Source organism: Kitasatospora sp. NPDC022856, assembly GCF_055561235.1.
The window spans coordinates 1-13,474 of sequence record NZ_JBVHHE010000083.1 but is presented as its reverse complement, the minus strand read 5'-3'; the positions used below and the strand labels follow the sequence as shown (position 1 = coordinate 13,474).

Here is a 13,474-nt window from a genome sequence, read left to right as displayed (position 1 = left end):
CGGCGATCGTGGCCACCGTCGTGCCCGACAGCAGCACGGCCAGCGCACGTCCCTTCTTGTCGGGGGCGACCAGCGTGGCGGCGGTCGTCAGAGCTACGGCAAGGAACCCTGCGTTCGCGAGCGCGGCGACGACCCGGGTCGTGAGCAGAACCGGGAAGCTCGTGGTGGTGGCACCCGCGGCGTGAGCGGCCGAGAACACGAGGACGAACCCCAGGAGGCCGGTTCGTCCGGGCCGGTTGCGAGCGAGCCCGGCCACGAGTGGGGCGCCGACGATCATTCCGATCGCGAAGCCCGCGGTGAGCATGCCTGCTGTCCCGACTGTGATGTCGAGGTCGGAGGCGATGTCTGGCAGGAGTCCGGCGAGCATGAATTCGGAGGTGCCCATAGCGAAGATCGCCATGGCAAGCAGGTACAGCGGGAGAGGCATTGATGCTCCGAGGTGAGGAGAGGTGGGAAGACGTCTCGTCACCGCGGTCAGCACCCAGGGGCGCAGTCGTCCGGCCGCAGGACACGGCGGGACCACAGGACTACGAACTCAGCGGTTCAGGGAGCTGACGGCGTGACCGAAAGCCCCCACCTTGGCTGCCTCAGGGCTCGACATGGTCCGCACGCTACCTGACCGACGCCCTTCGAGGCACCTTGGTTTCACAGACGCGGGCCGATGTCACCGTGTCATGTCCCGCAGCACGTCGGTGGTCGTCGACGAGGCGGACGCGGCCGGACGCCACGGAGTCGCGGTGGTCGGCACCAACGGCACCATGCGCGTGTCCCTGATCTTCGACAAGGACACCGGCGCCTTCCTCGGCGTGCGCGAGGTGCTGCTCTCCGACCTCTCTCCCGCCGGCCCCGACGGCCTCCCGCCCGCGGGCAACCCGCCCCCGGGCGTCGGCAACGGCAAGGGCTACGACTATGCCACGGCCGTCCCCGCCTCGGCCGTCGTCGACCACACCGAGGCCGAACCGGGGAGCTGACCTCCACAGCCCGGGCGGATGCCCCACGAGGGGAGGGCGTCCGCCCCTTCCCTGGGCGGGCCTGCGGGCACGCAGCCGCCTCACGCACCGCCCGGCAAGGCCGGTGAGTTCGGTGCGCGAGCGCTGGTGAGTTCCACAGTCCAAACTCCCCATCGCAGGTCAGGGCCGGTGCGGGGCACTACGCCGTGGGAGGCCGCACACCTCCTGGACCTCCTGCCCGCCGGCCGCCGCGCCACGGTCCGCGACGCGCGGGAGGCCCGCACCATGTGGCACGACCCCGACGCCACTGGCCCGCGCGCCCGCCCCGTCCATGTCCTGGTCCTCCACGGCCGGCCGCTCGGCTGGGTCGGGGGCGGCATCCACGACGTCCCGCAGTGGGCCGCTGTCCTGCACGGCGGCCCTGGCGAGCCGGACCGCTTCGTCCGCGAGCCGCGCCACGACCAGGTCGCACTCCACCCCTCCGGCCTGCCCGCCGTCGCCGCCCTCCGAGCCCGCGACCAGGGCCCTGCCCGCCGGCGCCTGGCACCAGCCCCGGGACCGCGCTGACCGGCGCTCAGGCGCTGGTGTGCCTCGCAGCGGTGGTTGTCACCGCCGATGGCGGCCGACCTGAAGGTTCGCAATGGATTCTCAGCGCGATCCTTCACCAGCTGCGCGAGCCTGTTGTCGCCAGGGGCTGCGATCGCGGCCGAGTTGGCGTCAGCCAGGCGTCGCCGCCGGGCGGGTGTCCTGTCCGCGCATCTGGCAGGCAGTGGTCCACCCGCGTGCGGTGCGGCCGGCACCCAGGGGCCGCCGGCAGGTCAGTACCAGCCCAGGACGTCAACGGTCATGCCCTTGTTCGCCAACGGCTTCTCATCGTGGTCGAGAAGGTGTTCGAAGAGGAACTTCGGCTCGGCGGTACTGGCTGCTTCCTTGAGGAACCAGCCCGACCCGTTCTTGACGACGGTCCTCTTGCCGTCCGGGGCGGTCGCCTCGCTCTTGGGCCCGGGAGATGCGGCCTGTCGCTTCTCGACCTGGCCGGACGCGGCGATGTCCCAGGCCAACCCGTGGTCCTGGGAGAATGTGCCCGTCTCAAGGGTCGCCTCTTCCTTCAAATCATCCGGGCTCTTCGGGTCGGCGGAGTACACCTTGTCATTGTTGGCCAGGAAGTACACCCGCTTCCCGTCCGGGCCGAAGCGGGGTTGCGCGTAGCCGAGCTTGCCGCCCGAGTACGTCGGCTTGCCGCCGATGCTCACTGGCGTGTCCCCGTAGTTCCCGTTCGGGCCCGCGCCGCTCGTGTACTCCCCGAAGAACAGGTCGCCGCCCCTCGTCGTCCACACGACGGAGTGCCAGTCCGGCGAGAAGGCATGCCTCCTCCACACGCTCGGTACCGCGTACTGGGGCAGGAAGGCTCCCGCCTTGGTCCTGCCGGTCGTCTCGTCAAAGACCACGAGCTCGGTGAGGTCTCCGGACACCAACGCGACCAGGCCCTTCATCTCCAGACTCCTCTGATCCGACTTCGCCGACGGAGCCTGACCGGATGCCGTCGGCCCTCCCGTGTCAGCCGGCGCCTGCCTGCCCCCACCGCCCCCACCGCCCCCACCGTCCCCGCCGTCCCCGCCGCACGCGACCGTACCCGCGAGGAGGACGGCGGCAACGGGCGCCGCCCACACAGGCCAACGGCGCCGCCGACGGCCCCTGCTCGCGGTGGAGACATATGTGGTCACCGGGACTTCCGACATGCGCAGCATCCCCTTCATGGCACGGCCGACCATCAAGTCGACCATGCGCGGGCCGCGTTGGGGAGACACCCGGCCGCTTCCGTCCGGGGATGCATTCATTTCGGCCAGCGTGATCCCAAATCGTCACCGGCCTGCGCTATTCGCCGGGCCCTCCTCGACCACGTGGGCTGGTGAGTCCTCAATCGCCTGATGAAGCATGATCGAGTTGCTGTGCCGCGCTCGGGCTCCGCGAGCTCGCCGCTCCGCCACCGCTACGCGCTGCTGCTGCCCCTGCACACCCGGTACGCGCCCCGGCTGGCCCGGTCGATCGGCTGGTTCACCGCGGTCGCCCCGCTGACGCTCGACCTCGGCGGCGCCCTCACCCTTCCCACCGCACTTCCCGCCGCTCGCGCGGCGTTCCGCCGGGCCCGGGAGACCGCCGGACTGCCCCTGGCATCCGCGGCCGCCGCCTCGCCGACCGGCGGGGACGTCTTCATGCTCTCCTACCTCGACTACCGCACGCTCGGTACCTGCGGCGAGCCCCCGAGAGCCCGCAGCCCGCACCACCTCAGCCCCGCCACCGCCGACCACACCATGACGCCTTCCTGCACCGCATCCACCAGCACCTCACTCACCAACTGGACCGCTGAGCAGCCGGGCCGAGAACTCGCGGAGCGCCCCGCCCGACCAGGATCTGGCCGCCGCCGACGGGCCGACCTCCGCATCCTCACCGAACTGGCCCCTGACGAGACCCAGGTGGCCGCGCCCATAGGCCTTGGCCGCCGCCGCGCCCGCGCTCCCGTCAGGTAGGCTCTCCGTAGGTGAGCCGGGAAGTCTGGTCGGCGAGTAGCTGCCGCCTGCCCCGAGGAGAGCCGTGACCACCGCCGCGCCCAGCCCCGCCCCTGCCGCGAGCCCCGCCGCCCTCGGCCCGCTGACCCGGGTCGAGGGGCACTGGTACATCGGAGACCCGGAACGTGAGTTCCACCTCGCCTTCCTCCCCCAGGGGTTGGAGCACCGCGTCGCCGGCCGCGAGCCGTTCCTGGTGCCGTGGGAGCGCCTGATGAGCCTGGGCATCGGGGTCACCGCCGGCCGCTTCCTGAGCAGTAGGGCGGGCGGCCTGCTGACGAAGTACGACGACATCACCGTCCACGGTTCGTGCCTGAATGCGATGGTGCGCCACCCGTACGACATGTGGAAGCCCCGCTTCGTCCACCACCGTCGGCGCTACCCGAGATTGGAGATCCTGATGCTACGTCAGCTGCTGGAAGGGGCGGTCGATCTCGGCCAGGGCCACCGCCTCGGCGACGACGACTGGCTGACCTCAACGGTGCAGGAGCTGGCACGTCAGCCGTACCCCTTCTCCCGGAGGGCGCAGCGCGCCCACCAGGAGTGGCTGACCGGGATCGTCACCGCCGGGAGCTGAGCCACCCCACTCGAGGCCAGCCGTCTGGGCAGCCGTTTGGCCTGCAGCTCCTTCGGGCGGCCGGGCCCGTCACGCCTGGTCAGACGGCATTCGGGTGGAACTCACCGGGCCGACTGACCTCTTGGAGCCCCGGCCTGGTACATGAGTGGGTGAGCGGGTGGGTGGGGGCGTGGTCGGTCTCGGCCGGGGCGCTTCGCTGGGCCATCTCCTCGCGTCCGCCTGGTGGCGGACGCGCTGGGATGTCCGGCCCTGGTGGCAGCGGTGTGCGTGGCTTCCTGGAAGTGGCTCCGATGGGAAGAAGTACAGGTGAGTCTGTGTCATCCGGCCGGAACGCCGACAGTCCCGTGTATCCACTGGCGTGGAGCCCTATCGGCCGGTGTCTTCTACTCGTACCTCGCAGCACCCCCACGGCTCGGGCCCGTGCGGCGAGCCGGCCCCGGGGCGGCCGGACGTACACACCGGCCGCCCCGCCCTACCTGGCCGACCAGACCGCACACCCGACGGCGGCCGCCGGGAGGAACACGTCGGTGGCCGGCAAACCATGCGACGCGGAAGGACGGACGATCGGTAGCCGGTCAGATGTGCGGTCGAACGACAGGATCCCGTACGACACCACCGCGCCCCGTCCGGTGGCGGCCCCCGGATCACGGCGAAGAAGGGTCCTGGCCCAGGCGGGCGAGGTGGCAGGCCCGGCCCGCTTCCAGCAGGGCGGTGGTTTCCCCCGTCGCGGCGGGGCCGGTGAGGACCAGGCTGGGGGCGCACCCGCGGTCGGACGCCGTCCTGCGGCGCGCTCCCGCCCACACCGTCCGCCTGGACACCGTCCACGGCGACGGGTGGATCGCCGCCGGCGACGACGCCACCGCCATCGACCCGCTGTCGTCCCAGGGCATCCACGCCGCCCTGTACACCGGCAGGCGGGCCGACCAGGCCGTCCATGACCACCTGAGCGGAGACCCCGCCGCCCTCACCCACTACGCCGCCGAGGTCGACATGATCACCGCCACCCACCTGCGCGACCGGCGCGCCTACTACGCCCTCGAACAGTGATGGCCCCGGCACGCCTTCTGGCACCGCCGCCACCCCGCCGGCGGATTCCGCTGGCGGCCGCACCGACAACCGACCTGACCCGGTCTCGACCCTAGGAGTGCTCGCATGACCATGACCGACATCGTCTCCAGGTCCGACACGGAGCCCTCCCGTTCAGGTGGCCGGGGTTGACGGTTCGCCACTACTGCGCCGAACCGTCAGGGGACTCCTGCCGACGTGTAGAGGCTCGCGAGCGCCCACTCGCTCGCGGGCGGCTCCGAACGTCTGAAGCCCATGGACACACCGGCTGCCGTCCGGATGGCGAGTTGGTCACCGAACGTCAGGGCCTCGTCGTGACACCACGTTCAGCCGAGCTGTTCGAGTTCTTCGATCAGCTCTCCCCACCTCGCGGCCTCGATGGTCTCCTGCGCGGACGCATCGACGCAGGAGGGGCTCCGGAAGCCGGCCCGCGGGGTCCACCGCGTCGAATCCGACCAGCCACACCGTCCCGTCGGAACCGGCACTATCTCCAGACTGCCGTCCTTGAACCGAGCCAACGAAGGCCCCGTCAGAAGCACGGTCGATGGCCACCCGCGCCCCGGTGCCCTCGTCCGCCGTCTTCCGGCACATCGCGATGAAGTGCTCGGCGCGGGCCTGTTCGGCGCGGCGCCGCGCTGTCGTCCGCCGCGGCAGCCGCCGCCCGTGTCCTTCGACTTCGGGTCGACCGGGAGCGTGACCACCAGCGGAACCGGCAGGAGGTACGGACGCTGGCCGCTGCGGGCGTGCCGCTGGCCGGGATCGGGCCCCATGTCCGACGCGGACGGCGCCCGGTCCGGCGCCGCGCCCGCCGACGTCGGGCAGCAGCTCGCCGAACGAATCGACGAGTTGGTCGCCCGCTATGGAACGCGCCCGCGCGCCGAGCTGGTCCGAGGCTGACCCGACGGGCTGGATCGTCCGTCACGCATCGATGCCGGTGAGACCGCGGGCGGTGTGCCACCGGGATCGTCACCGGCCGTGGATCGTCGTAGCCGGGATCCCGCCGGAGACAGCTGCTGGATGACTCGCCCTCGTCATGCATCAACCACCCGCTTGGCGCGGTTCGGCGCCAGGCGGGTCGGCTGGTCCGTTCACGCTGCCGGGGCGCTCAGGACGGCCTTGGCGGCCAGCCGGAGGTTCCTGATCATCGGATTCGGGTCGCCCTTGCGGCTGACCAGGACGACCTGGCTGGGTGGAGCGTCCTCGATCGGGACGGTGACGAGGTCGGTCCGCAGTGAGCTGCGCCGGTCGCCGACCGGTAGCACGGCGATCGCCCTGCCACTCGCGACGAGTTCGAGCTTGTCCTCGTAGCTCTCGATCGCCGGCACGCCAGCGCCGAGGATCCGGTAGGAAGTCCAGTCCGCGGTCTCGAACGCGCACGGCGCCACCTCCTCGCCGGCCAGTTCTTCCGCGGTCACCGACGTGAGGCCGGCCAGGGGATGACCGCGCGGGACCGCGAGCATCCGGGCCTCCTCGTACAGCGGGGTGGTGAAGACGTCGTCGGCGGCGAACGGCAGCGGGGCCCGCGCGATCAGGGCGTCGACGCGCTTGTCGGTCAGCGCCCCGACGTCGCGGCAGCTCAGGTACCGGGTGGCGATCTCGGCGTCCGGACGACGACGGCGCAGTTCCCGTACGGCGGCGGTGATCACCAGGTCTTCGACGTAGCCGATGGCGATTCTTTCGGTCTCGGCTTGTTCACGCGCGGCCAGCTCGGCCTGGTGGGCGGCCTGCAGCAGGGCGTGGGCCCGGGGCAGGAAGCTCTGGCCGGCCGGAGTGAGCCGGGTGCCCCGGGGGGTGCGGTCGAGCAGCCGTACGCCGAGATGCTTTTCGAGCCGTTGGATCTGGCGGCTGAGCGCCGGTTGGGCCACGTGCAAGTCGGCGGCGGCCCGGCCGAAGTGCTGGTGCGCCGCCACCACAGTGAAGTAGCGCACCAGCCGCAGGTCCAGGTCCTGTCCGAGATCGTTCACCCTCCCAGCGTACGCATCATGCTGTTTCGGGATGAGCAGGTTGCCGAACCGGTCTTGGACGGCCGTGCCGTCCTGGGCCTTGACTGATGGAGCAACGTTCACCAGGAAAGCGACAGGTGCGATGAAGGCGATCCAGTTCCACGAAGCGGGCGGGCCGGAAGTTCTGCGGTATGACGAGGTGCCGGTTCCCGAGATCGGCCCGGGCGAGGTGCTCGTGCGGGTGCACGCGGCGGGCATCAACCCGCCGGACTGGTACTTGCGGGAGGGGATGAAGATCATGCCGGCCGACATGAGGCCGGCGCTGGAGTTCCCCCTGATCCCCGGAACGGACATGTCGGGCGTGGTCCAGGCGGTCGCCCCGGACGTGCTGGGGTTCGCCGTCGGTGACGAGGTCTTCGGCATGCTGCGGTTCCCCGGATTCGACGGCCGGACATACGCCGAGTGCGTGGCCGCGCCGGCTTCGGACCTGGCTCACAAACCGGCCGGGATCGACCACGTGCAGGCGGCCGGGGCACCGATGGCCGTGCTGACGGCCTGGCAGTACCTGGTCGACCTCGGCCACGACGTGCCGTCTCCTTTCACCGGCCAGGTGCACCGGCCGGTGCCGATCACGCCGGGGATGACCGTGCTGGTCAACGGGGCCGCCGGGGGAGTGGGCCACTTCGCGGTGCAGTTGGCGAAATGGAAGGGGGCAGAGGTCATCGCGGTGGCCTCGGGCCGGCACGAGCGGTTCCTGCGCGAGCTCGGCGCCGATGAGTTCATCGACTACACCAGGACGCAGGCCGCGGACGTGGTCAGCGGTGTCGACCTGGTGATCGACACCGTCGGTGGCCCGGACAGCTCACGCCTCCTGACCGTGCTCAAGCGCGGAGGCACCATGCTTCCGGTGTTCTTCGCCGAGTACGACCCGGAGGAGACGGCGAGTCTGGGCATCACCGTCTCGAACATTCAGGTGCGTTCCAACGGCCTCCAGCTCGCGGAGATCGGGCGGCTGTTCGACGAGGGCACGCTCCAGGTCGGGGTGGACAGCACCTACCCGCTGTCCGAAGCGGGCAACGCACACAGGCGGGCCGCCCAGGGCCACCTCCAAGGCAAGATCGTGCTGACGGCGCTCTCGTGACCGCCGAACTCCAGCAGGTGGTGGCGGAGTACACCCATGCGCACGACGGTCCCCGGGCAGCTGCGGGGCGGGGATGTCCGCCAGCTCGGGGAGCGCCGCCGCGATGCCAGCCTGCTGCGGGGGCGAGGAGCTGGAAGCCGCCGAGAAGGCCGTCACCGCCACGGAGGAGGCGTTGAAGTCCGGGGGGGGAGGCCGTCGCGAGAAGGCGGTCGCTGCGCGGCGCGACGCGGACGAGGAGACGCGTCGCGCCGTCGGCCGGATGGAGGCCTACCGTGCGGCCGAGGTCAAGCCGGGATAGCGCAGGTCGCCGGCGATCCACACGCTGCCGTGCCAGGGCTGATGCGTTCTCAGCAGGTGATCTTGAGGAGCGCGGTGGCGTGGTCGGGGCGTGACCGGTAGTGGTCGGCTGCGGCCGCGATGTTGGTCCAGCCGGCCTGGCGCATCAGGCCGATGGCGAGGTTGCGCAGGGTGGCCATGGCACGGGGTGCGCTGCCGGTGCGGACCCTGGAGGCATCCTCGGCATAGGTCACGTCTCTGATGTGGTGCAGGGCTTCGACGGACCAGTGGCCTCGGACGAGTTCGGCCAGGCGGGCGGGGTCGGCCTGGGCGGGGGTGAGGCTGGTGACGGCGTAGATCGTCGTCGTCTGGACCTTGCCGGTCTTGGTGTTGACGCGGCGTCGCTTGATCTCGATGGCCTGGAAGGCGTGCGGGAACAGCAGCCCGGCTTCGACGGTGCAAACCTTCAGGCGGCGGACCTCTCGGCGTCCTGCTCCGCTCCTGCGCCGCATAGCAGTTGGCTGGCGAATGCTGACGATGCCTGCCGGGATCTCGCCGCCGGTGTCCGCGCGGGGGCTTCAGGTGCAGTCGAGCATGACCGTCTCGGCGCCACGAGCCACCGCACGCCGCAGGTCAACCGGTTGTGGGCTGGAGGTTGTCCATGAGCAGGCCGAGGGCGAACTCGAAGCGGTCGTGTCCGGTGCCGGAGATCAGCTCGGCGGCATGGCGTCGGGTGTGCGGGAATTCCTCGGCCGGCAGTGCGGTGAAGCGCTCCAGCAACTCCTCGTGGCTGAGTACCCATTCCTGATCCTGGTGCTGGCGCCGTTGCCGGACCAGCGACTGCTCCAGTGCGTAGGCGCTGACGTAGAGGGACAGCGCGTCGCGGGCCCATCCGGCCGTCCTTGGTTCGATGCCGCCCGCGAGCAGGATCGCCAGGATCCCTTCGCCGACCCGCAGTGTTTCCAGGTTGGTCGACACCACGGCCAGCGCGGCGCGCGAGATTCCGGGGTATTTCAGGTACAGGTCGCGGATCTGCGTGTACACCCCGAGCAGCTGCTCGCGCCAGGTGGCCTGGTCCGGTTCGGGGAGCACGACGTCGGCGTAGAGCCTGCCGATCAGCAGATCGTCGATGTCGTCCTTGTTGACGATGTGCGCGTACAGCGACGACGGACCGGTGCCGAGCACGGCGGCGACCCGGCGGATGGTCAGGGCGTCGTACCCCTCGGTGGCGACGACTTCCAGGGCGGCGTCGGCGATCCGTTCGACGGTGATCGGCTTCTTGCGCGGTGCCGACGCGGCGGGTTCCGCGGCGAAGGGGGCTTGGCGGGCTGTGCGGCGCTGGTGGGGATCGGCGGACATGCCGACCACCATACCTTGACACGATCTAAGTTCGTTGAGTAGAACTTAGATCGTCAGAACGAACTAAGTTCGTGCAAGTGGCCCGGAGGTGTGTGATGCGAGTTTCCGTTGTCGGAGCCGGTCTGGGAGGTCTGGCCCTCGCGCAGGGTCTGCGCGGCGCGGGGATCGAGGCCGAGGTGTTCGAGCGCGACCCGGGGATCGTGGCACGGTTCCAGGGCTACCGGCTCGTGCTGGACCCGAACGGGTTCCAGGCGGTGCGCGACTGCCTGCCCACGCGCTGGCACCCGCTGCTGGACGAGGTCGTCATGGACGCTGCCGTCGAGCAGATGGTCCTAGACCCGCAGCTGAACGAGATCGGCAGGCTCGGCGGGGGCCGCAGCGGCATCGTGGTCGATCGGCAGGTGCTGCGGCACCTGCTGCTGACCGGCCTGACCGTGCACACCGATGCCGCGCTGACCGGCTACGACGTGCTGCCTGACGGCAGGGTCCAGGCCCGGTTCGCCCGCCGCGCCCCGGCCACCGCCGACCTGCTCGTCGGCGCGGACGGTGTCACCTCCGCGGTCCGCGGGGTGCTCTCGCCGCAGACCACCCCGCTCGATACCGGCGTCCGGTTCGTGATCGGCCGCACCCCGCTGACCGACGAGTTCGCCAGCCTGTCCAAGGCGTACGGCTCGAAGATCGCGGGCGACGGCGTCAGCCTGCTGCTCGGCGCGATGCGCTTCCGCACCCCGCCGAAGCAGGCCGCCGAGCAACTGGCCACCGAAGTCACCCTGCCCGACATCGGCGACTACGTGCGCTGGGCCATGATCCTGCCGCCGAACGGCTCACTGCAGGACCTGACCGCGCAGGACGCCGTACTGTCCAGGATGGAGGGCTGGCACCCGCAGCTGCGCGCGCTGATCGAGCAGGCCGACCCGGACAACAGCACCCTGCTGTCCATCCGGGCGGTCAAGCCCCGCCAGCGCTGGGCGCCCGGCCCGGTCACGCTGCTCGGCGACGCTATCCACGCCACCTCCCCGACCGGCGGCAACGGCGCGAACACCGCACTGCGCGACGCCGACCTGCTGCGCCGCTGCCTGATCGAGGCAGACGAAGGATGCCAGGATCTGCTCAGCGCGGTCGACGACTACGAGCGGCAGATGTTCGAGTACGGCGCGGAGGCCGTGCGCAGCAGTCTCGAGAAGCTGCCCGCCTTCGCCCCCGAAGCGAAACTGTCCTGAGGCCGAAGTGCACCGTGCGCGATCACCGTACCCGCCCGGTCGCGGACATACAGATCCGCGGATCCGGCGGCGCGGGCGGGCCAGGGGCGCCGACGTCGGGCAGCGTGACCTCCGGGGCCAGTTGCCCGGCAGCCTGCTTCCGGAGGTGAACCGTGGACGACACCCTGCCCGCCGAACGAGGAGGCCGGGCGAGAGGTCTTCGCGGAACCAGCGGTGGGGTGCGTCCGGCGTCGTGCCTGGGTGCCAGGCCATGCCGATCCCGATGATCCGCGCTTCCGCTGCAACCGGCTCGGTCCACGCCGGAGAGGCATGAGTGCCCGATGGCCCGCACGTCGTCGGGTGGCCGTGCCGGAATACGGGATGCCGTGGGCCTCGCGGAGGTTCGCGGCGTTGATCGTGCCAAGGTCCCGGGTGGTGGTGAGAATGCCCGCGTCCACGAGCCGCGAGATCTGGTTGAGGAGGTGGTCCTGCATCGCCCAGGTGGTGGCGGGTGCGACGTCGGCTGCGGAAGCGGGTGGCGGCCGAGCGGAGCGGTGCCGGCAAGGCCGAGTGTCCGGTGTGCAAGGCCACCTGGGTGGTCGGGGTGGACAGGCGCTCGGACGCGGTGTATTGCTCGCGGCGGTGCGTGGTGAGGGCCTCGCGGGCGCGAACGAAAACGTTCGCCGATCAGGCACAGTAACCGCTCCGCGAACGGCTTCTTCGGTCACTTTTGCCCCAACTTCGGTCATTTCGAACGGACCTGTTGTGATCAGTGGGTGTGCGCACTGACTCCCGGTGACGAGAGCGGCCGTGTCCCGACACGGTCAACGGCCGTGTCCGGTTCGCGGGTTGGTGGTGACGTCCCATGCCCCAGGAGATCGAGAAGACCGAAGACAAGATCGGCTGTGTCAGCTTCGAGCGGTACGCGGAGATCGTGGTCGAGCTGCGGAAGCACGTGGAGTCGACCAGCCGAGCGCAGTTCACGATCGGCGACTGCGCGCTGGAGGTCGAGCCGATGCGCGAGCCCGGCGGCTCGGCGCCGGCCCAGGAGCTGTTCACCGTCAAGGACTCGCTGTTCCGCCTGGCCGAGGACATCGGGCGGGCTTACCAGCGACCATTTGGCTCCTAGGGTCCTGTGTATCCAATCCAATCGGGGTTGGTGCTGGGAGGGGAATCCGATGTTGACGAAGGCTGTCGCCGGCGCGTTCGCTGGCGCTGTCCTGGCCGGGGTCCTGGGGGCGGCTCCGACGTATGCGGCGGACGTGAAGCCGGCGCCGACCAGCGACTTCTGCGAGCAGGTGACGAACCGCTACTACGAGCAGATCAGCTGGGACTGGGCTTCCTACGACAGCGGCACCATCTCCAACAGCTCCGGCGCGTCGATCAGCCGGGCGATCTCACGGACCAAGAGCGCTAGCCTCAGCGCGACCGCCAGCGCCGAGATCCAGGCCAGCGCCGACGTGTTCGTCGCCGAGATCCAGGCCAAGCTCGGTCTGTCCGTCACCGCATCGGCCACGGTCTCGGCAACCGAGACCTTCACGGTGAACGTTGCGGCCTGGACAACCGTCAGCTACCGCGACGGCATCATCGACCGCCGCTTCAGCCTCCGCGTCGTCCACACCTACAGCAACTGCCAGACCAGCACGACCTGGGCCACCGCCACCGCACCCGAGCGCTGCTCCGAGGTCCACAACGCCTGACCGCCCGCCGCTGGCCCGGCCGGCACACGGCCGGGCCCCGCGCCACCACCGCGCCCATCCGCTACGGGGGAGACCGATGAACCACCGCACCGCACCGGCCCTGCTCGCCGCCCTGACCTCCCTGGCGGCCCTGGCGGCCTGCACCACCGACAAACCGACCCACCAGGCGGCGCCCGCCCCGCAGCCCGTCGCCTGTACCTCCGAGTACCACGCCCCCGACGGCGAACTCCTGCGCCCGGAGAGCGTCTGGCCCACCGCCCCCTACAGCCGCTCCGAGGCCTCCGTGACCCTGTCCGCGAGCTGCCCCGCGGCGCCCGCGGCCCCCTCCACCTCGTGCGACCCGGCGGAATTCCCCTGGAGCGCCACCGACGAGCTCCACGCCGCCCGGCTGCGCGCGGCCGGCGTCGACACCTGGATCAGGTCGGCCATCACGGGAGGCGGCTCCGGCCAAGGCCTCACCGAGCAGGTGCTCAAGCTCCGCCCGACCGAGGCGGCCGCCACCCTCGACCGCTATCGCGACCACCTGTCGCAGTGCGGCGCGACCAGCATCGTTCAGACCGACGGGCACCCGCAGGTCCTCCTGATCGAGGACCAGCAAGCCCGACCTAAGCTTCTCGTCGACCTCTCCAACGACCGGATCACCGGCCTCACCCCCACCGGTGAGGGATGGACCAAGCAGCAGCTCCTGCAGGCCACGCAG

Annotated in this window: 17 protein-coding genes and 1 pseudogene; 12 read left to right on the top strand and 6 right to left on the bottom strand. The window is 70.8% G+C overall.

Annotated elements, in window-relative coordinates:
* Nucleotides 1-427 (bottom strand): MFS transporter (locus tag ACZ34W_RS37805; protein ID WP_465610918.1); only part of this gene is annotated, 427 nt, incomplete at its 3' end.
* A gap of 247 nt (nt 428-674) precedes the next feature.
* Here ACZ34W_RS37805 and ACZ34W_RS37800 point away from each other — a divergent pair.
* Together ACZ34W_RS37800 and ACZ34W_RS37795 are read left to right on the top strand one after the other, a co-directional pair.
* Nucleotides 675-971, top strand: coding sequence for a hypothetical protein (locus tag ACZ34W_RS37800; protein ID WP_465610916.1), 297 nt, complete (start codon nt 675-677; stop codon nt 969-971).
* 168 nt (nt 972-1,139) lie between these two features.
* Entirely contained in the window at nt 1,140-1,517 is a 378-nt protein-coding gene (locus tag ACZ34W_RS37795) for a hypothetical protein (RefSeq protein ID WP_465610914.1), read from the top strand.
* Nucleotides 1,518-1,768: 251 nt separating this feature from the next.
* On the opposite strand, the gene ACZ34W_RS37790 is transcribed toward ACZ34W_RS37795, so the two are convergent.
* A complete protein-coding gene (locus ACZ34W_RS37790) occupies nt 1,769-2,443 on the bottom strand; it encodes a hypothetical protein (RefSeq protein WP_465610912.1) in 675 nt (224 codons plus the stop codon).
* A gap of 435 nt (nt 2,444-2,878) precedes the next feature.
* Here ACZ34W_RS37790 and ACZ34W_RS37785 point away from each other — a divergent pair, with 435 nt between their 5' ends.
* The 3 genes from ACZ34W_RS37785 (at nt 2,879) to ACZ34W_RS37775 (ending at nt 5,138) form a co-directional block, all read left to right on the top strand.
* Complete coding sequence (locus ACZ34W_RS37785; RefSeq protein ID WP_465610910.1) at nt 2,879-3,478, top strand: hypothetical protein; 600 nt, start codon at nt 2,879-2,881, stop codon at nt 3,476-3,478.
* A 64-nt stretch (nt 3,479-3,542) separates the two neighbouring features.
* Entirely contained in the window at nt 3,543-4,091 is a 549-nt protein-coding gene (locus ACZ34W_RS37780; protein WP_465610908.1) for a hypothetical protein, read from the top strand.
* 738 nt (nt 4,092-4,829) lie between these two features.
* Nucleotides 4,830-5,138, top strand: a complete 309-nt coding sequence (locus ACZ34W_RS37775; RefSeq protein WP_465610907.1) for an NAD(P)/FAD-dependent oxidoreductase — start codon at nt 4,830-4,832, stop codon at nt 5,136-5,138.
* A 531-nt stretch (nt 5,139-5,669) separates the two neighbouring features.
* Here ACZ34W_RS37775 and ACZ34W_RS37770 read toward each other — a convergent pair.
* Nucleotides 5,670-5,777: pseudogene (locus ACZ34W_RS37770) on the bottom strand (GNAT family N-acetyltransferase); the annotation flags it as partial.
* A 147-nt stretch (nt 5,778-5,924) separates the two neighbouring features.
* On the opposite strand from ACZ34W_RS37770, the gene ACZ34W_RS37765 reads away from it, so the two are divergent.
* Nucleotides 5,925-6,053 (top strand): hypothetical protein, encoded by a 129-nt coding sequence (locus tag ACZ34W_RS37765; protein ID WP_465610906.1) that lies wholly within the window; start codon nt 5,925-5,927, stop codon nt 6,051-6,053.
* A gap of 191 nt (nt 6,054-6,244) precedes the next feature.
* Here the strand turns inward: ACZ34W_RS37765 and ACZ34W_RS37760 are convergent, their stop codons facing one another.
* Nucleotides 6,245-7,120 carry a LysR family transcriptional regulator gene (locus tag ACZ34W_RS37760; RefSeq protein ID WP_465610904.1) on the bottom strand — a complete coding sequence of 292 codons (876 nt, stop codon included), beginning with the start codon at nt 7,118-7,120 and terminating at the stop codon, nt 6,245-6,247.
* 121 nt (nt 7,121-7,241) lie between these two features.
* Here ACZ34W_RS37760 and ACZ34W_RS37755 point away from each other — a divergent pair, with 121 nt between their 5' ends.
* Nucleotides 7,242-8,240, top strand: coding sequence for an NADP-dependent oxidoreductase (locus ACZ34W_RS37755; RefSeq protein ID WP_465610902.1), 999 nt, complete (start codon nt 7,242-7,244; stop codon nt 8,238-8,240).
* Between the two features lie 73 nt (nt 8,241-8,313).
* Nucleotides 8,314-8,538, top strand: a complete 225-nt coding sequence (locus tag ACZ34W_RS37750; protein ID WP_465610900.1) for a hypothetical protein — start codon at nt 8,314-8,316, stop codon at nt 8,536-8,538.
* Nucleotides 8,539-8,587: 49 nt separating this feature from the next.
* Here the strand turns inward: ACZ34W_RS37750 and ACZ34W_RS37745 are convergent, their stop codons facing one another.
* Together ACZ34W_RS37745 and ACZ34W_RS37740 are read right to left on the bottom strand one after the other, a co-directional pair.
* Nucleotides 8,588-9,028, bottom strand: coding sequence for a hypothetical protein (locus tag ACZ34W_RS37745; RefSeq protein WP_465610898.1), 441 nt, complete (start codon nt 9,026-9,028; stop codon nt 8,588-8,590).
* A 121-nt stretch (nt 9,029-9,149) separates the two neighbouring features.
* Nucleotides 9,150-9,875 (bottom strand): TetR/AcrR family transcriptional regulator, encoded by a 726-nt coding sequence (locus tag ACZ34W_RS37740; RefSeq protein ID WP_465610920.1) that lies wholly within the window; start codon nt 9,873-9,875, stop codon nt 9,150-9,152.
* A gap of 95 nt (nt 9,876-9,970) precedes the next feature.
* Here ACZ34W_RS37740 and ACZ34W_RS37735 point away from each other — a divergent pair, with 95 nt between their 5' ends.
* From ACZ34W_RS37735 to ACZ34W_RS37720, 4 genes are all read left to right on the top strand, one after another.
* Nucleotides 9,971-11,095, top strand: coding sequence for an FAD-dependent oxidoreductase (locus ACZ34W_RS37735; protein ID WP_465610896.1), 1,125 nt, complete (start codon nt 9,971-9,973; stop codon nt 11,093-11,095).
* 844 nt (nt 11,096-11,939) lie between these two features.
* Entirely contained in the window at nt 11,940-12,203 is a 264-nt protein-coding gene (locus tag ACZ34W_RS37730; RefSeq protein WP_465610894.1) for a hypothetical protein, read from the top strand.
* 49 nt (nt 12,204-12,252) lie between these two features.
* Entirely contained in the window at nt 12,253-12,774 is a 522-nt protein-coding gene (locus ACZ34W_RS37725) for a hypothetical protein (RefSeq protein WP_465610892.1), read from the top strand.
* 76 nt (nt 12,775-12,850) lie between these two features.
* Nucleotides 12,851-13,474: hypothetical protein (locus tag ACZ34W_RS37720; RefSeq protein WP_465610890.1), on the top strand; the 624-nt coding region annotated here is incomplete at its 3' end.